This is a genomic window from Sphingomonas sp. (assembly GCF_017304635.1).
In the GTDB taxonomy this organism is placed as follows: domain Bacteria; phylum Pseudomonadota; class Alphaproteobacteria; order Sphingomonadales; family Sphingomonadaceae; genus Sphingomonas.
This window is the reverse complement of the sequence record NZ_JAFKMA010000003.1, coordinates 139,252-155,662: the sequence shown is the minus strand read 5'-3', so window position 1 is coordinate 155,662 and position 16,411 is coordinate 139,252. Positions and strand designations below refer to the sequence as shown.

The 16,411-nt window shown below is 68.8% G+C and carries 15 protein-coding genes; 7 read left to right on the top strand and 8 right to left on the bottom strand.

The window, feature by feature from the left end:
- Positions 1–132 precede the first annotated feature (132 nt).
- The gene (gene murA / locus J0I47_RS10365; protein ID WP_294046925.1) at positions 133–1,416 is read left to right on the top strand and encodes a UDP-N-acetylglucosamine 1-carboxyvinyltransferase; all 1,284 of its coding nucleotides are present in this window, start codon (positions 133–135) and stop codon (positions 1,414–1,416) included.
- 44 nt (positions 1,417–1,460) lie between these two features.
- Here the strand turns inward: murA and J0I47_RS10360 are convergent, their stop codons facing one another.
- Positions 1,461–1,880, bottom strand: coding sequence for a hypothetical protein (locus J0I47_RS10360; protein ID WP_294046924.1), 420 nt, complete (start codon positions 1,878–1,880; stop codon positions 1,461–1,463).
- A gap of 211 nt (positions 1,881–2,091) precedes the next feature.
- On the opposite strand from J0I47_RS10360, the gene J0I47_RS10355 reads away from it, so the two are divergent.
- Positions 2,092–2,988 (top strand): iron-containing redox enzyme family protein, encoded by an 897-nt coding sequence (locus J0I47_RS10355; protein WP_294046923.1) that lies wholly within the window; start codon positions 2,092–2,094, stop codon positions 2,986–2,988.
- A 34-nt stretch (positions 2,989–3,022) separates the two neighbouring features.
- Here the strand turns inward: J0I47_RS10355 and J0I47_RS10350 are convergent, their stop codons facing one another.
- Together J0I47_RS10350 and J0I47_RS10345 are read right to left on the bottom strand one after the other, a co-directional pair.
- Entirely contained in the window at positions 3,023–3,487 is a 465-nt protein-coding gene (locus J0I47_RS10350; protein WP_294046922.1) for a GNAT family N-acetyltransferase, read from the bottom strand.
- A 28-nt stretch (positions 3,488–3,515) separates the two neighbouring features.
- Positions 3,516–4,853: a cystathionine gamma-synthase family protein gene (locus J0I47_RS10345; protein WP_294046921.1), complete on the bottom strand. Its 1,338-nt coding sequence runs from the start codon at positions 4,851–4,853 to the stop codon at positions 3,516–3,518.
- A 121-nt stretch (positions 4,854–4,974) separates the two neighbouring features.
- Between J0I47_RS10345 and J0I47_RS10340 the strand changes: the two genes are divergently transcribed.
- Entirely contained in the window at positions 4,975–5,985 is a 1,011-nt protein-coding gene (locus J0I47_RS10340; RefSeq protein WP_294046920.1) for a glycosyltransferase family 2 protein, read from the top strand.
- Here the strand turns inward: J0I47_RS10340 and pgeF are convergent.
- The 4 genes from pgeF to lgt form a co-directional block, all read right to left on the bottom strand.
- Positions 5,982–6,749, bottom strand: a complete 768-nt coding sequence (gene pgeF, locus J0I47_RS10335; RefSeq protein WP_294046919.1) for a peptidoglycan editing factor PgeF — start codon at positions 6,747–6,749, stop codon at positions 5,982–5,984. The two genes, J0I47_RS10340 and pgeF, sit on opposite strands and share 4 nt — an antisense overlap.
- Positions 6,746–7,252 (bottom strand): GNAT family N-acetyltransferase, encoded by a 507-nt coding sequence (locus J0I47_RS10330; RefSeq protein WP_294046918.1) that lies wholly within the window; start codon positions 7,250–7,252, stop codon positions 6,746–6,748. Before J0I47_RS10330 ends, pgeF begins: the two co-directional genes overlap by 4 nt.
- Before the next feature lie 142 nt (positions 7,253–7,394).
- Entirely contained in the window at positions 7,395–8,441 is a 1,047-nt protein-coding gene (locus J0I47_RS10325) for an SAM-dependent methyltransferase (RefSeq protein ID WP_294046917.1), read from the bottom strand.
- 33 nt (positions 8,442–8,474) lie between these two features.
- Positions 8,475–9,359, bottom strand: coding sequence for a prolipoprotein diacylglyceryl transferase (gene lgt / locus J0I47_RS10320; RefSeq protein WP_294046916.1), 885 nt, complete (start codon positions 9,357–9,359; stop codon positions 8,475–8,477).
- 65 nt (positions 9,360–9,424) lie between these two features.
- Between lgt and J0I47_RS10315 the strand changes: the two genes are divergently transcribed.
- The 4 genes from J0I47_RS10315 (at position 9,425) to phbB (ending at position 15,416) form a co-directional block, all read left to right on the top strand.
- Positions 9,425–11,104: a class I adenylate-forming enzyme family protein gene (locus J0I47_RS10315; RefSeq protein ID WP_294046915.1), complete on the top strand. Its 1,680-nt coding sequence runs from the start codon at positions 9,425–9,427 to the stop codon at positions 11,102–11,104.
- Positions 11,105–11,235: 131 nt separating this feature from the next.
- Positions 11,236–13,485 (top strand): molybdopterin cofactor-binding domain-containing protein, encoded by a 2,250-nt coding sequence (locus tag J0I47_RS10310; RefSeq protein ID WP_294046914.1) that lies wholly within the window; start codon positions 11,236–11,238, stop codon positions 13,483–13,485.
- A 148-nt stretch (positions 13,486–13,633) separates the two neighbouring features.
- On the top strand, positions 13,634–14,641 hold the full coding sequence (gene hemH / locus J0I47_RS10305; RefSeq protein WP_294046913.1) for a ferrochelatase: 1,008 nt from the start codon (positions 13,634–13,636) through the stop codon (positions 14,639–14,641).
- Positions 14,642–14,693: 52 nt separating this feature from the next.
- Positions 14,694–15,416 carry an acetoacetyl-CoA reductase gene (gene phbB / locus J0I47_RS10300; RefSeq protein ID WP_294046912.1) on the top strand — a complete coding sequence of 241 codons (723 nt, stop codon included), beginning with the start codon at positions 14,694–14,696 and terminating at the stop codon, positions 15,414–15,416.
- 482 nt (positions 15,417–15,898) lie between these two features.
- Here the strand turns inward: phbB and J0I47_RS10295 are convergent, their stop codons facing one another.
- Positions 15,899–16,405: a helix-turn-helix transcriptional regulator gene (locus J0I47_RS10295; protein ID WP_294046911.1), complete on the bottom strand. Its 507-nt coding sequence runs from the start codon at positions 16,403–16,405 to the stop codon at positions 15,899–15,901.
- Positions 16,406–16,411: the final 6 nt, after the last annotated feature.

Here is a 16,411-nt window from a genome sequence, read left to right as displayed (position 1 = left end):
CAAACTCCCCCGCGGTTCGTCGCACAAAGCAGCGCGCGGAGGGGCGTGCATTAAAATCGATCAAGGCTCGTTGCGAGGGCGTTGCAATATGCACGGCTTGCGCGCGCGGGCGGGCGCGGTAGAGGTTCGGACATGGACCGCATCCTCATTCGTGGCGGCAATCGCCTGTCCGGCAAACTGCCCATTTCGGGCGCCAAGAATTCGGCGCTGACGCTGATGCCGTGCGCGCTGTTGACCGAGGAACCGGTCACGCTGCGCAACCTGCCGCGGCTGGCCGATGTCGACAGTTTCGGGCACCTGCTCAACCAGCTCGGCGCATCGACCCAGATCGAGGGATCGCGGCCGGAGGATTTCGGCCGCGTCATGACGATGCGCGCGGGCCGGCTGACCTCGACCGAGGCGCCATACGACATCGTCCGCAAGATGCGCGCGTCGATCCTGGTGCTCGGCCCGCTGGTCGCGCGCGCGGGCGAGGCGACGGTGTCGCTGCCTGGCGGTTGCTCGATCGGCAACCGTCCGATCGACCTTCACCTGAAGGCATTGGAGGCCATGGGCGCGGAGATCGAGCTCGCCGCCGGTTATGTGAAAGCGACGGCACCCGGCGGACGACTGCCGGGCGGGCGCGTGACCTTCCCGATCGTGTCGGTCGGCGCGACCGAGAATGCGCTGATGGCGGCGGTACTGGCGAAGGGACCGACCGTGATCGAGAATGCCGCGCGCGAGCCGGAGATCGTCGACCTCTGCAACCTGCTGCTCGCGATGGGCGCGTCGATCTCGGGCGTCGGCACCGAGACGCTGGAGATCGAAGGCGTCGATCGCCTGCACGGCGCGACGTATCGGGTGATGCCCGACCGGATCGAGGCGGGCAGCTATGCCTGTGCGGTCGGCATCGCCGGTGGTGCGGTCGAGCTGGTCGGGGTGAAGGGCGACGACATGCGCGCGACCGTCGCGGCGCTGGTCGATGCCGGGGTCTCGGTCGAGGAAAAGGGCCAGTCGCTCCACGTATCTTCGGATGGCAAGCTCAAGCCGCTGACGCTGTCGACCGCGCCATTCCCGGGCTTCGCGACCGATATGCAGGCGCAGTTCATGGCGATGCTGTGCAAGGCCGACGGCGCCAGCGTGCTGACCGAGACGATCTTCGAAAATCGATACATGCACGTGCCCGAACTCGCGCGAATGGGGGCGGACATCCAGGTGCGCGGGCGGACTGCGGTGGTGCGCGGGGTCGATCGGATGGTCGGGGCGCCGGTAATGGCGACCGACCTGCGCGCGTCGATGAGCCTCATCATCGCCGGGCTGGTCGCGGACGGCGAGACGCAGGTCAGCCGCGTGTATCACCTCGACCGCGGCTACGAGCGGCTGGAAGAGAAGTTACAGGCGGTCGGCGCCGATATCGAGCGCGTCGGCGACGGTTGACCGATCCGGGAAGCGGTGCCGCCCGGCACCGCTTCGACCTTCCGTCACCAGAACGCGGCGGGGTCCGGAGTCGGCGCGCGGCAGGCGGCATTATTGCCGGCCTTGCACGCCGCGACCTGCGCGCGCCAGGCGACCATCGCATCGGCATAGGCCCGCCGCTGGTGGCGATAGCGCATCATCTGCGCGACCTGCTCGGCATGCTGCGCCCGCACGGCCGTATCGTAGTTCGCCATGTCGATCGCATATTGATCGGCGGACGCCGCGTTTATCGCGTTGACGCGCGCGATCGCGGCATCCTCGCGCGCGTCGATCGCATCGGCGGCCTGGCGGTTGGCGTTGGCGGTGCTGGCGGCCGTTCCGCCTGTGACGGCATCGGGCGGCGGCGCCGGCGGCATCGCGGTCTGTGCGAAGGCGGGCGCGGCGAGCAGCGAAACAGTGGCGAACAGGGACAGATAAGGACGCATGGCGGAACTCCTTGCGATTGGCCGCCGCATCAACGCCGCCACGCCGTCACCGTTCCGGGAAGGGTCTGCGATGGGCGGTTCGCGGTCGCTGATCCGACCACCGGACACGCTCGCAAAAACGCATTGATCGCGATCAAACCGGGCGCGTCGAACAGGAACATCGCCGTCAACCGTCTGTTTCCCCGGTCCAATCTGGAGGGATCTGAACAACATGGCGACACGGGCGCGCGATTTCGCGAACGACAGCGGCTCGCAATTTCTCCGGGACAGTTTCCAGCGCGGGCTGGCGCATTGGAACCGCGAGCGGCTGGCGCCCGGTTTCCCCGACGGCGACTGGCAGAAGACGTTCGAGCGCGACGTCAAGATGCAGCGGCTGGAAGGCGCCTTCCTCGAGGAATTGCGGGACGAGGTCGCCGACGAAGCCGCCCGCGCGCCGACCGATGTCGAGGGATTCATCGGCTGGTTCGAGGGGCTGAAGGCGAGCGGCCCGGGGCAGGGCGATCCGCTGTTTCCATGGCTGGCGGAGACCGCTGACAAGGACCAGTTGCGATGGTTCTTCGAACAGGAAGCCGCCGGCGAAGCGGGCTTCGACGATCTCGTCGCGATGACGCAGGTGAAGCTGCCGGTGCGCCCGAAGCTGGAACTCGCGCGCAATTACTGGGACGAAATGGGGCACGGCACGGCGAAGGGCATGCACGGCCCGATGCTCGACGCGCTGGTCGAGACACTACAGGTCGCGCCGGTGATCGAGCAGACGGTGTGGGAAAGCCTGGCGCTGGCCAATGCGATGACCGCGATGGCGAGCAACCGGCGCTATGCCTGGCATTCGGTCGGGGCGCTCGGCGTGATCGAACTGACCGCGCCGACCCGCGCGGGGCTGGTCGCGGACGGGCTCAAGCGGGTCGGGCTGACGGCCAAGGAAGCGCGCTACTTCACGCTCCACGCCGTGCTCGACGTTAAGCATAGCGAGGACTGGAACCGCGAAGCGATCCGCCCCGCCGTCGCCGAAGACCCCCGCCGCGCGACCGCGATGGCCGAAGGCGCGCTGATCCGCCTGAAATGCGGCGAACGCTGCTTCGCCGCCTACCGCGCGCGGTTGTGGGGATAGCCGTTGCGCGCGCGATCGACGGCGAGTTGATCCCTCAAGCCGCTAGAACGAGCACCTTCTGCACGATACCGTCCGGTTCCCGATAGGTCCGGAACCCCATCGCGTCGTAGTAGCGTAGTCCCATCGGATTGTCGGCGGCGATATAGGCATCGATCTTTTCGAGCCCGGCATCGAATGCCGCTCGCTTGCTGGCGGCGAACAGCTTCGTGCCGACGCCCTGCCGGTGTGCCCTTGGGCTGATGTGCGTGCCGATGATGCCCCAGCCGTCCGGCGTGTCGTAGGGATTGCCCGGTCCGGCGACCTTCAGCGACTGGAAACCCACGACCTCGCCATCGTCGGCGATCGCGACCGTGCAACGGATGCTGGTGGGATCGGCGAGATAGCGCGACGTGACGAAGGCGACATCCGTCGGACGCTCCTTGCCGGTGCGGGCGACGATCTCCCGCAACACGCGCCCCATGCCCGCGGCGTCGTCTGGTGTTGCTCGCCTGATCTCCATCGCGCGGTGCCGCCGTTACCGCAGTCCCTTAGATCGCGTCGAGCGCGGCGGCGAAGTCGGCGATCAGGTCGTCGGCGTCCTCGACCCCGATCGAGATGCGCACGAGGTTGTCGGTGATGCCGAGCGCCTGTTTGCGGGCTTCCGGCACCGACAAATGCGTCATCCCCGCGGGGTGCGACGCCAGCGTTTCGGTGCCGCCGAGCGACACGGCGAGCTTCGCGATCTTGAGCGCGTCGAGGAACGCGAACGCCTCCGCCTCGCCGCCCTTCAGATAGAGCGAGAAGGTCGAGCCGGCGCCGGTGCAATGGCGTGCGTAGATATCGGCCTGACGCGCGTCCTTGCCGTCCTTCAGGAAGCCGAGATAGCCGACGCGCTCGACCTTCGGGTGATCGCGCAGGAATTGGCAGACCTTGACCGCGTTCTCACCGGCGCGGCTCATCCGCAGCTCGAGCGTTTCCAGACTGCGCAGCAGCATCCATGCGGTGTTGGGGTCGCAGATCGTGCCGATCGTGTTGCGCATCAGCCGGATCGTGTTGATGTGCTCCTTCGAGCCCAGCACGCCGCCCGCGACGAGATCGCTATGCCCGCCGGCATACTTGGTCAGTGAATAGACGACGATCTCCGCCCCGTGATCGAGCGGCTTGTGCCACAGCGGGCCGAGGAAGGTGTTGTCGATCGCGATCGGCGGCTTGTTGGTGCCGGTGAAGATGGCGTCGCGGCTCGCGCGCACCGCCTCGACATCGACCAGCGCGTTGGTTGGGTTGGCGGGACTTTCGAGGTAGATCAAGGCGACGTTGCCCGACGACGCCTTTTGCAGCACCGCGTCGATCTCCTCGCGCGTGGCGCCCGCCGGGAAGTCGAGCCAATGCACCCCGAACCGCCCGAGGATGCGCGCGATCAGCGTCTCGGTCGCGGCATAGAGGGGGCCGGAATGAACGATCGTATCGCCCGGCTTGACCATCGACAGGAACAGCGTCGCGATCGCCGACATGCCCGACGAGAAGGCGAGCGCGTCCTCCGCCCCTTCCCAGATACCCAGGCGATCCTCGAGGATTTCCTGGTTCGGGCCGTTGAAGCGCGAATAGACCAGGCCCTCGGCCCCGCCCGGGCGCTTGCCCGTCACGCCCTCGAAATGGCGCTTGCCCGCGGCGGCGTTGGGGAAGACGAAGGTCGAGGTCAGGAAGATCGGGGGTTTGAGCGATCCTTCCGACAGCATCGGGTCGAAGCCGTGGCCCATCATCAGCGTCGAGGGCTTCAGCTTGCGCCCCCCGATCTCCGCCGGTTCGGTCTTGCGCGGGGCTGGGGCGGCGACACCGGTCAGGTCGGCTTCGGTCGCCTGGTCGGTTGCTGGCGGCTGCTTGGGCATCGTGATCTCCTTGGCCTGCCTGAACGCATAGAAGCGAGAAGGTTGCAAGTGAAACGGTCGTCGCGTGCGGCGGGCGCGGTGGTTAACGCGATCTTCACCATGCGCGGGCAAGCCGGGTGGGATGGTCGACCCTCGTTCCTCGCTCGCCGCCGTGCTGATCGTTCGCGACGAGGCGCGGTGCATTGCGCGCTGCCTCGACAGCGTGCGGCCGTGGGTCGATCGCATGGTGGTGCTAGACACCGGATCGAGCGACACGACGATGACGATCGCGCAGGGCTGCGGGGCGGACGTGTTCGAGGCGCCGTGGCCCGACAGCTTCGCCGATGCGCGCAACGTCGCGCTGGCGCTGACCGATGCCGACTGGAACCTGGTGATCGACGCCGACGAGTGGATCGCGGAAGGTGGGGAGGCTCTCCGTGATTTCTGCGCCGGACCGCCGCGTCTCGGGCGAGTCGCGATCGTCAGCGAGGCGAGCGCGGGCGGCCACGCGACGCAAAACCGTATCACCCGCGTACTGCCGCGCGGCGCGCGCTTCGCCGGCCGCGTACACGAACAGGTCACGAGCGACCTGCCCCGCGCGGACGTCGCCACGACGCTCGGCCATGATGGCTATGTCGATGCGCAACTGGTCCGCAAGCGCGAGCGCAACCGGCCGCTGCTGCTGGCGGAACTGCGTGACGCACCGGATGACCCTTACATTCACTACCAGCTCGGCAAGGACGCGCAGATGCGCGGCGACGAGCGCGCCGCGGCCGATCATTTCGCGACCGCGCTGCCGCTCACGCCGCCGACCGCCAACTGGCGGCACGAACTCGTCGTCGGTCAACTCCACGCGCTCGCCAAGAGCGGGCAGCTCGACGAGGCGATCGACTTAGCCGAAAACGAGCGCGGCGCGTGGGTGCAGTCACCCGACTTCCACTTCGTCCTCGGCGACGTGCTGCTCGATTGTGCGATGGCCGATCCGGGGAACGCGATCGGTCACTGGCTGCCGCATGCCTGTGCGTCGTGGGAGCGAGCGCTCGCGATCGGCGACCGACCCGATCTGGAGGGCAGCGTCGCGGGGCGCGGCGGTCATCTCGCGCAACACAATCTCGACCTGGTGCGCGCGCAGCTCGCGATGCTGGCGGCCTAGATCTCCAGCCCGATGATCGAGATTTGCCGGCCATAACCCGGCTCGCCGCGATGCGTCGCGCGGCGGAAGCTGTAGAATCGGTCTTCGAGCGGATACGTGTCGAGATCGAGCGTCTCCACCGCGCCGACGCCGTCCGCCGCCAGCCGCGCCGCGACATAGCCCGGCAGGTCGAACTGGACATGATCGGCCCGGCCGCTTGCGAAGAATCGCGCATTGGCGGAATCGGCGGCGACGAAGCGCTGGCGGAACGCGGCGTCCACCTCGTAGCTCGGCTGGCGGATGCACGGCCCGATCGCGGCGGCGATCCGCTCGCGCCTGGCGCCCAGTGACTCCATCGCCAGCAGCGTCGCGTCGGTCACGCCGCCGATCGCGCCCTTCCACCCGGCATGCGCCGCCCCGACCACGCCGGCCTCGCGATCGGCGAACAGCACCGGCACGCAGTCCGCGGTCACGATACCGAGCGCGAGGCCGGGCGTCGCGGTGACGACGGCGTCGGCGTGCGGGCGCATCGCGTCGTTCCACGGCTCGACCACCGTCACGCAATCGGCGGAGTGGATCTGGTACGGCTGGACGAGTCGCGCGCCCGGCAGCACCGCGGCGACCGCGCGCCGGCGATTCTCGGCGATCGTCGCGGGCTCGTCGTCCGACCCGGTGCCGACGTTGAGCCCGGCATAGAGCCCGGTCGACGCCCCGCCGCGCCGCCCGAGGAAACCGTGCGCCACCCCGGCAAGCACGCCCGCGCGATTGACCTCGACCTCGCTCACAGTTCCAGTCGCATCAGGCGATCGTCGTCCTCGTGATCGCCGACCATGAAGGTATAGCGGCCGATCTCGGCAAAGCCGTAGCGCTGATAGAAGCGCCGCGCACGATGATTGTCGACATAGACCGACAGGATCAGCTCCCGAGCGCCACGGTGCCGGGCGGCGGCGAGCACCCAGTCCATGAGGGCGGCGGCGATGCCGGTGCCTTGCCACGGACCGAGGACGTAGAGCTGATAGAGCTCGATCGCATCGGCCGGCCAGTCGCCGGGAAAGGCGACGGGGCCGATCTTGGCATAGCCGGCGATGGTGTCGCCGTCGGTCGCGACGCGGAAGGCGAAGGCGGGGTCGGCGAGTTGCGCGCGCCAGCTGTCCTCGGTGAAGTCGACCAGGAAGGCGGCGAGGTCGGCGGGCGCGTAGAGATGGCCGAACGTCGCGGTGAAGCTCTCGACGAACAGCGCGCGGAGGGCCGGTGCGTCGGTCGGGGTGGCGTCGCGGTAGGCGATCATCGGCCGCGCCCTGTCACTTCCGTCATCCCCGCGAAAGCGGGGACCCATCTCCTATGGCCGGCCCAGACCACGACCGTTGCGAGCTCGGCGACCGCGGGAGATGGGTCCCCGCTTTCGCGGGGATGACGATAGTGGAGGCGTGTCACGCAAACCCCGCCGGCTCGGGCCACTCTGGCGCGGTCCATGCCATCGCCCGGAACAGCGTCCCCATCGCCTTCTCGCCGACCAGCCGCTCGCGATCGGCGGCGATCGCGTCGGCCCGCTCGGGCGCGGCCTTGGCCAGCGCCGCGGCACGCGGATCGATGCCGAGCGCGGTCAGGAACGCGCCTTGGCCGGTCGGCCCGGCGACGCGCACGCCCTCGACCGCCGCCGCCGCGCCCAATGTCGCGAAATCGACATGCGCGGTCAGGTCGCGGCTGCCCGGCTCCTCGAATGGATTGGCGTAGCGATGGCCGCTGACCGCCTGCAACGTGTCGCCGAGCGCGGGGCCTTCGTACCCGTAATCGATCACGAGCGCCGCGCCACCCTGTGCCGCCAGCCGCTGGGCCACCGCGCGCCCGATCGCCACCGATGCGGGCGAGGTCTCGATCACCGATCCGGCGGCGGCCTCGCGCAAATGGTCGGGGATCACGCTGTCGGGCACCGCCTTGCCGGCGATCGGCAGAAACAGCAGGTCCTGGCACGCCACCACCCGCTCGCGCCAGCCGTCCTGCCCGCGCACCAGCTGGCGAATCGGGAGCGCGTCGAAGAACTCGTTGGCGACGACGATCAGCGCGCGATCGGCAGGCAATGTCGCGACGTCGTCATGCCACGTCGCGCCCGGCACGGCGGCCTTCTGGCGCTGGCGCAAGGCGGCGCTGGTCTCGACGAAATGGACCGGTGGGGTTAGCCCGACGCTTGCCATAGCCCGCAGCGCATCGGCGGTCAGCGTGCCGCGCCCGGGGCCGAGCTCGACCCAGGCGACCGGCGGCGACCCCGCGCGCTGCCACAGATCGGCCGCCCATAGGCCGATCAATTCGCCGAACATCTGGCTGATCTCCGGCGCGGTCGTGAAGTCGCCCGCCGCGCCCAGCGGATCGCGCGTGCCGTAATATTCGGCATTGGCGGCGGCGATATATTGCGACAGCGGGATCGGCCCCGCCATCGTGATCGCGCGCGCGAGACGGTCGGGGAGCGAGCCGTCGGTCATGGCAGCCGGTTCAAAATCTTACGTTCGCTTCGCTTAGGCCACCGCCTCGTCCCCGGCGATCGGGGTTACGCGCCGGCGGCGGCCCTTGGCCGTCCACACCAGCCACGCGCCGCTCAGGATCATCGGCAGGCACAGCAACTGCCCCATGTGCAGCCCCGGCGTGCCGAGGATCGGGTCGGTCAGATACTGGCTGTCGGGCTCGCGGAAGAACTCTACCGTGTAGCGGAACAGCCCGTAGAAGCCGACGAACAGCCCGACCAGCTTGCCCGGCTCGTACCGCGCCTGGGTCCGCCAGAACGCGAACCACAGGATCGCGAACAGGACGATGCCCTCCAGCCCCGCTTCGTACAGCTGGCTCGGATGGCGGGCGACGTCGTTGGGCGTACCGTGGAAGATGACGGCCCAGGGCAGGTTCGGGTCGGCGACCCGGCCCCACAATTCGCCGTTCACGAAATTCGCGAGCCGCCCGAAGAACAGCCCGAACGGAACGCAGCACGCGACGTAATCGTGAATGCGCAGCCAGTCGAGCTTGTGCCGCCGCGCGAACAGGATCAGGCCCAGGCTGGTGCCGATCACCCCGCCGTGGAACGACATGCCGCCGTCCCACAGCCGCACGATAGTGAGGGGGTGGAGGAACATGGTCGGCGCGTAGAAGATCACGTAGCCGAGCCGCCCGCCTAGGATGATGCCGAGCGTCGCGTAGAATACCAGATCCTCGGCATGCCGCTTCGCCATCGGCGCGCCCGGTGCGCGCAGCAATCGCAGCAGGTACATCCAGCCGACGACGATCCCGGCGATGTAGGCAATCGAATACCATTTGATCTCGAACAGGTCGCGGCCGAACAGGTGGATCGGCAACAGCACCTTGTTGAGATGCAGGTCGTTGAAGTCGATCGCGGTCAGTGCATGCAGGATCAAGGCTTTTCCCCGGGCTTTGGCGCTTCCATAAGGGGCGACAACGATAAGACCAAGCGGAGAGAAGGATGCCGACAGCGCTCGACCAGCGGATGAACGATGCGATCGCCCGGTTGACCGGCGGCGGCGCGCCGATGGCGTTGACCGAGGTGACGGTCGGCGGCCGCCAGTTGCCCGCGATCGCCGCCGCCCCGCCGAGCCTGGCGCATTACTTCGCGCATTATTGCGCCGAGCATAAGGACGCGACGTTCCTGGTCGCGGGCGACGAGCGGCTGACCTTCGCCCAGGTGTATGCGCAGGCGCGGCGAGTCGCGAACGGGCTGGCCGCCGCCGGCATCGGGCGCGGCGACCGCGTCGGCATCGCGATGCGCAACTCGCCGTCGTGGATCGCGCTCTATATGGGTATCCTGATGGCGGGTGGCGTCGCGGTGCTGCTCAACGGCTGGTGGCAGGCGGAGGAGTTCGCCAACGCGCTGACCGAGGTCGAATGCGCGATCGTGGTCGCGGACCCGCCGCGCGGCAAGCGGTTGACGGGCGTGCCGGGGCTGAGCGCGCGAATCGTGACGATCGACGATACGCAGCCGCTCGCCGCCGCATTGGCGCCGATCGCGTCCGACGATGTCGCCGACCTGCCCGAGCTCGGCCCCGACGATCTCGCGACGATCCTGTTCACCAGCGGCTCGACCGGCCAGTCCAAGGGCGCGCTCAGCGATCATCGCGCGGTGTTGCAGGCGGTGCTCAACTATCTCGCGCAGGCGCTGGTGATGCTGGGCCTCGCGACCGAGGACGGCAATCCGCCGCAGGGCCAGCCCTCGACCCTGCTCAACGTGCCGCTGTTCCATGTGACCGCCGAAGTGCCCGTGATGCTGCAATCGTTCGCGATGGGTCGCAAGCTGGTGCTGATGCCGAAATGGGATGCGCTGGAGGCGATGCGGCTGATCCAGGCGGAGGCGATCAGCTATTTCGTCGGCGTGCCGCTGATGAGCTTCGAGATGCTCAACCATCCCGACCGCGCGACATACGATCTGTCGACCGTCACCGACTTCGCCGCCGGCGGGGCGCCGCGCCCGGTCGATCATGTCCGGCGGATCAGCGAGGAGATGGGCGGGGGTGCGCCGCTGATCGGCTACGGTCTGACCGAAACCAACGGCGTCGGCTGCGGCAATTGGCGGAGCAACTATCTTGCCAAGCCCAATTCGACCGGCCGCGCCTCGCCGCCGCTCGTCGACCTCGCGATCCTCGACGATCATGGCGAGCCTGTCGCGCAGGGCGCGCGCGGCGAGGTCGCGATCCGCTCGGTCTGCAACTTCCGCGAATATTGGCACCGGCCCGACGCGACCAAGGCGGCGTTCAGCAAGGACGGTCATTTCCTGACCGGCGACATCGGCTATCTCGACGAAGACGGCTATCTGTTCATCGTCGATCGCAAGAAGGACATCATCATCCGCGGCGGCGAGAATATCAGCTGCCAGGAGGTGGAGGACGCGCTCTACCAGCATCCGATGGTGGCGGAGGCGGCGGTGTTCGGGCTGGCCGACGAGAAGTTCGGCGAAGTGCCGGGGGCGGTCGTTCATCTGCGTGGCGGCGATGCGCCGGACGGAGCGGCGTTGCAGACGTTCCTCGGCCAGCACATCGCGGCGTTCAAGGTGCCCGCGCGGATCTGGATCGCCGTGGATGCGCTGCCGCGGCTGGGGACCGAGAAGATCGACAAGGTGGGCCTGCGCGCGAAATATCGGGCGATGGATTAATGGGGTCGTGCTCCTGCGAAAGCAGGAGCCCAGAGCCACGAACGCCGTCGTTCACCATCCTGGGCTCCTGCTTCCGCAGGAGCACGCAAACGGGTGACGGCGCGCCGGCCGCGCGATAGACGGTTCTTTCGATGCCCCCTCCCGTTTCCACTCCCCCCAAACCCCATCCGACGCGCCGCAACCTGCTGATCGGCGGCGGCGTCGGGGTCGGGCTGGTCGTCGCGTGGAGCGTCTGGCCGCGTCGCTACGCGCCCAACCTAACAGCGGCGAAGGGCGAGCACATCTTCAACGCCTTCCTCAAGATTGGCGAGGACGGCCATGTCGCGGTCGCGATTCCGCAGGTCGAGCATGGGCAGGGGGTGTGGACCACGCTGCCGCAGGTGCTGGCCGACGAGTTGGGCGCGGACTGGCGGACGATCGCGGTCGAGCCGGCCCCGCTCAATCCGCTCTACGCGAACGGGCTCGCGGCCGACGAATTGTTCGAGGGTGCGTTCGCGCATGTGCCGAAGGGGCTGCGCGAGAACCACTTCGCTTCGAGCGCGCTGATGCTGACCGCCGGCTCGACTTCATTGCGCCGGTTCGAGGGCGACCTGCGCCAGGCGGGCGCGGCGGCGCGCGTGCTGCTGCAAAAGGCCGCGGCGGCGCGCTGGGGCGTCGACTGGAAGGCGTGCAGCACCGCGGCCGGGTTCGTTGTCCATGGCAAGAACCGGCTGCGCTTCGCCGATTTGGCGGCGGAGGCGGCGGGCGGGCGAGTGCCCGACCCGCTGCCGCTGCGCAATCCGGGCGAGGGCGGCCTGTCGGGCAAGCCGCTCAGCCGGCTCGACGGCCCGTCGAAGGTCGACGGTTCGGCCAATTTCGCGGCCGACGTGCGCCTGCCCGACATGGCGTTCGCCGCGATCAGCGCGGCGCCGGGGCGGGGGGCGACGCTGGCCGCGTTCGACGATGCCGCCGCGAGCCGCGTGGCCGGCGTCACGCAGGTGGTCAGACGCGACGAATGGGTTGCGGTGATCGCGAGCAACTGGTGGGCGGCGGACAAGGGCCTGCGCGCGGGACATCCGCGGTTTCGCGTCGGCGGCGCGCCGGTCTCGACCGCGACGATCGAGCGGGCGCTCGACGCCGCGCTTGCCGTGCTGGGCACGCGGATCGCGGCGGCCGGCGACCTCGGCGCCGCATTCAAGGGCGCGAGCGTGGTGACGGCGGACTATACGATCGCCCCCGCGCTCCACGCCGCGATCGAGACTCGCGCGGCGACCGCGGCGTGGAGCGGCGGGACGGTCGAACTGTGGTTGCCGACGCAGGCCCCCGGCATTGCGCGCGACGCGGTGGCCGCAGCGTGTAGTGTCGGCGCGAGTGCCGTCGTCGTTCATCCGATGCCGATCGGCGGCGGGTTCGGTGTGGGCCTCGAATCCGATGCCGCGGTGCAGGCGGCGCTGCTGGCGCGCGAGATCAAGCGGCCGGTGCAACTAACCTGGTCGCGCGAGGAGGATTGCCTGCACGATCCCTATCGCGCGCCGGCGCGGGCGCGGATGGCGGCGCGGCTCGACAAGCAGGGACGGATCAGCGGCTGGCTGGCGAAGATCGCCGCACCCGCGACGGGGCACGAACTCGCGACGCGGCTGCTGGCGAACGATCGCACCGCGCGGATCGGCATGGCGCTGGGCGGCGGGGGCGACGGCTATGCGGTTGCCGGGGCGACGCCGTTCTACCGCATCCCGGCCTATGCGATCGACCATCATCCGGCCGATATCGGGATCGCGACCGGGCATTGGCGGTCGGGGGCGCACAGCTACACCTGCTTCTTCACCGAATGTTTCATCGACGAGCTGGCGCATGTCGCGGGGACGGAGGCGATGTCGTTCCGGATCGGCATGGCGGCGGACGATGCGCGGCTGGCGCGGTGCCTGACGACGGCGGCGGCGCTCGGCGGCTGGGAGGGCGGCGTCGCCGGCAGCGGGCAGGGTATCGCCTGCCACAGCTTTCGCGGCAGCCACATCGCGGTGTTCGCCGAAGCGCACGTCGAGGAGGATCAGTCGATCGGGGTCGACCGCATCGTCGCCGCAGTCGATTGCGGGCGGATGGTCAACCCCGACGTCGTGAAGCAGAATATCGAGGGCGGCCTCGTGTTCGGCATGGCCGCTGCGCTCGGCGCGAGCACACGGTTCAAGGATCACCAGGCGGTGGTGCGCGGGTTCGAGGGGCTCAACCTGCCGGTGCTGGCCGACGTGCCCGACATCACCGTCGAACTGATCGCGAGCGAAGCGGAGCCGGGCGGGGTCAGCGAACTCGCGGTGCCGCCGGTCGCCCCGGCGATCGCCAACGCGCTGCAATCGGCGACGGGTTTCCGTCTCCGCCGCCTGCCGTTACGGATCGGGGAGGGGTGATGCGGAGCGCCTTTCACATTCGTCATTCCCGCGAAAGCGGGGACCCACCTCCTGCCGTGGCGGCAAACGCGACGGTCGTAGATTGGGCGATCCGTAGGAGCTGGGTCCCGGCTTTCGCGGGGATGACGATGGTTGGTAGGGTGGCGGGGTGACCCTTCCCCCCGATCACCCCCCGATCCCGCCGCGCAAAGTCGGCGTCCTGCTCGTGAACCTCGGCACGCCCGACGACGCCAGCCCACGTGCGGTCAAGCGGTACCTGCGCGAGTTCCTGTCCGATCGCCGCGTCGTCGAAATCCCGCAGCTCGTCTGGCAACCGATCCTGCGCGGGATCATCCTCACCACGCGACCAAAAAAATCGGCGCATGCCTACAGCCAGGTGTGGCGCGACGACGGCTCGCCGCTCGCCGCGATCACGCGCGCGCAGGCGGCGGCGCTGACGGATGCGTTCGGCGAGGGCGTGATGGTCGATTGGGCGATGCGCTACGGCAATCCCGCGATCGGCGATCGGATAGCGGCGCTGAAGGCGGCGGGGTGTGAGCGTATCCTGCTCAGCCCCCTCTACCCGCAATATTGCGCGGCGACGACCGCGACCGCCAACGACAAGGCGTTCGCGCAGCTGGCCGGGATGCGCTGGCAGCCGGCGGTGCGCACGTTGCCGCCCTATCACGACGATCCCGCCTATATCGATGCGCTGGCGGGGTCGGTGCGCACGTCGATCGCCGCGCTCGATTTCGTGCCGCAGGCGATCGTCGCGAGCTTTCACGGCATGCCGAAGCGGACGCTCGAGCTCGGCGATCCCTATCATTGCCACTGTCAAAAAACCGTGCGGTTGCTCGGGGAGGCGCTGGGGCAGGAGTTGATCGTCGCGTTTCAGTCACGGTTCGGGCGTGCGGAATGGCTCGGCCCCGCGACCGACGCAACGCTGGCGGCGCTGCCGGCCAAGGGCGTCACGAAAGTCGCGATCGTCGCGCCGGGCTTCTCCGCCGATTGTCTGGAAACACTGGAGGAACTGGCGATCCGCGGCCGCGCCGGCTTCCTGGCGGCGGGCGGGACCGACTTCGCCTACTTGCCGTGCCTGAACGACAGCGCGGGGGGGATCGCGATGCTGCGGCACATTCTTCGACGGGAACTTGCCGGGTGGCTGGACGCTCAATAGCCTGATCCATATCAACGACCCGAATCGGGCGCTAAAACAGGAGAGAGATGACATGGCACGCGTAGCGATCGTGACCGGCGGGACGCGCGGTATCGGTGAGGCGATCAGCCTGGCGCTCAAGGACATGGGGATGACCGTCGTCGCCAATTATGCCGGCAACGACCAGCGCGCCCAGGAATTCAGCGAGCGGACAGGCATCAAGACCGTCAAGTTCGACGTCGGCGACTATGACGCCGCGCAGGAAGGCGTGAAGAAGGTCGAGGCCGAGGTCGGGCCGGTCGACGTGCTGGTCAACAATGCCGGCATCACCCGCGACGGCACGCTGCTGAAGATGGACAAGGCGGCGTGGAACGAAGTGATCGACACCAATCTGGGCGGCTGCTTCACGATGGCGAAGGCGGTGTTTCCGGGCATGAAGGAGCGCGGCTGGGGCCGGATCGTCAACATCGGCTCGATCAATGGCCAGGCGGGACAGTACGGCCAGGTCAACTACGCCGCCGCCAAGTCGGGCATCCACGGCTTCACCAAGGCGCTGGCGCAGGAAGGCGCGCGGTTCGGGATCACGGTCAACGCGATCGCGCCGGGCTATATCGACACCGATATGGTGGCGGCGGTGCCGGCCGACGTGCTGGCGAAGATCGTGGCGAAGGTGCCGGTCGGTCGCCTGGGCCAGGCGCACGAGATCGCGCGCGGCGTCGCGTTCCTGGTGGCGGAGGATGCCGGGTTCGTGACCGGCTCGACGCTCAGCATCAACGGCGGGCAGCATATGTATTGACGGCTGGAGGCCCGGCTGCGTCCGGGCCGATGCGCGCCAGCGCACCAGCCGGCACGGCCGGCGGAGGGCCTCAGCCCATCCGGCCGACGACGGCGGCTTCGCCGCCGGCGCCCACTCGCCGTTCTGCATTCCTGCGAAAGCAGGCATCCAGAGAAACAAGCGCCCGTCGTGCATGACGTTAGCCTGCATGGCGTCTAGGTCGAGCGGCGGATGCGGCAATGCCGCGTGGCGAAGGATAGGTCGACATCCAACGACAGGCACCCGGCTGTTTGATTGCACCCGTCACCCCGGCCTCGTGCCGGGGTCCACCGGGCGGCTTCCTCGACGCGAGAGGGGTGGGCGATGCGCAGGCGGCTTGGTGGACCCCGGCACAAGGCCGGGGTGACGGATCACGGGCGACACGTCACCGCAAGATAAATTGAACGTCGATCGGCTCTAAACTCGCGCTTTCGCAGGAATACATCGCGATCGGCCGCGCCACCTCAACCCCCCGCCCGCTCCAGCCACGCCAGCCGCATCTCCTGCTGCATCCGCGCCAAGTCGTTCCCGATCCGCTCGACCGGATCGAGATCGTCGCGTCCCTCCAGCTTCGCCATCTCCGCGCGCACCGCCGCGATCATCGCCGCGATGACCTCGCGCCGACGCGCACCCGGCAGCGTCTCCCACAGCCCCGCGCGCAGCCGGAACGGGTCCGCTCCGATCGAGCACGCCGCCAGCGGGTCGGTGAACCACGCCTCCAGCGCGGCGCGACCCTCGGCGGTCAAACTCAGCAGCCGTGTCCCGCGCCGTGTTTCGCCGGGCACCGTCGCGATCAACCCGGCTGCCACCAACCGCGCGATCGCCGGATAGACCGCTCCGGCGCTGCCGCTCCAACTGGAGGAGGGGGATCGCTCGAACGCCCGGCGCACCTTGAAGCTGGTGTCGTTCCCGCGATGCCCGACTTCGGTCAGGACCGCGCCTTCCAATTCGGTGAGCCGTTGTTTCGCCATTGCATC

What these genes read in the sequence shown, in the direction of transcription:
- murA (WP_294046925.1), top strand. Translation starts at nt 133, where the DNA reads ATGGACCGCATCCTCATTCGTGGCGGCAATCGCCTGTCCGGCAAACTG.
- J0I47_RS10360 (WP_294046924.1), bottom strand. Translation starts at nt 1,880, where the DNA reads ATGCGTCCTTATCTGTCCCTGTTCGCCACTGTTTCGCTGCTCGCCGCG.
- J0I47_RS10355 (WP_294046923.1), top strand. Translation starts at nt 2,092, where the DNA reads ATGGCGACACGGGCGCGCGATTTCGCGAACGACAGCGGCTCGCAATTT.
- J0I47_RS10350 (WP_294046922.1), bottom strand. Translation starts at nt 3,487, where the DNA reads ATGGAGATCAGGCGAGCAACACCAGACGACGCCGCGGGCATGGGGCGC.
- J0I47_RS10345 (WP_294046921.1), bottom strand. Translation starts at nt 4,853, where the DNA reads ATGCCCAAGCAGCCGCCAGCAACCGACCAGGCGACCGAAGCCGACCTG.
- J0I47_RS10340 (WP_294046920.1), top strand. Translation starts at nt 4,975, where the DNA reads ATGGTCGACCCTCGTTCCTCGCTCGCCGCCGTGCTGATCGTTCGCGAC.
- J0I47_RS10330 (WP_294046918.1), bottom strand. Translation starts at nt 7,252, where the DNA reads ATGATCGCCTACCGCGACGCCACCCCGACCGACGCACCGGCCCTCCGC.
- J0I47_RS10325 (WP_294046917.1), bottom strand. Translation starts at nt 8,441, where the DNA reads ATGACCGACGGCTCGCTCCCCGACCGTCTCGCGCGCGCGATCACGATG.
- J0I47_RS10315 (WP_294046915.1), top strand. Translation starts at nt 9,425, where the DNA reads ATGCCGACAGCGCTCGACCAGCGGATGAACGATGCGATCGCCCGGTTG.
- J0I47_RS10310 (WP_294046914.1), top strand. Translation starts at nt 11,236, where the DNA reads ATGCCCCCTCCCGTTTCCACTCCCCCCAAACCCCATCCGACGCGCCGC.
- phbB (WP_294046912.1), top strand. Translation starts at nt 14,694, where the DNA reads ATGGCACGCGTAGCGATCGTGACCGGCGGGACGCGCGGTATCGGTGAG.
- J0I47_RS10295 (WP_294046911.1), bottom strand. Translation starts at nt 16,405, where the DNA reads ATGGCGAAACAACGGCTCACCGAATTGGAAGGCGCGGTCCTGACCGAA.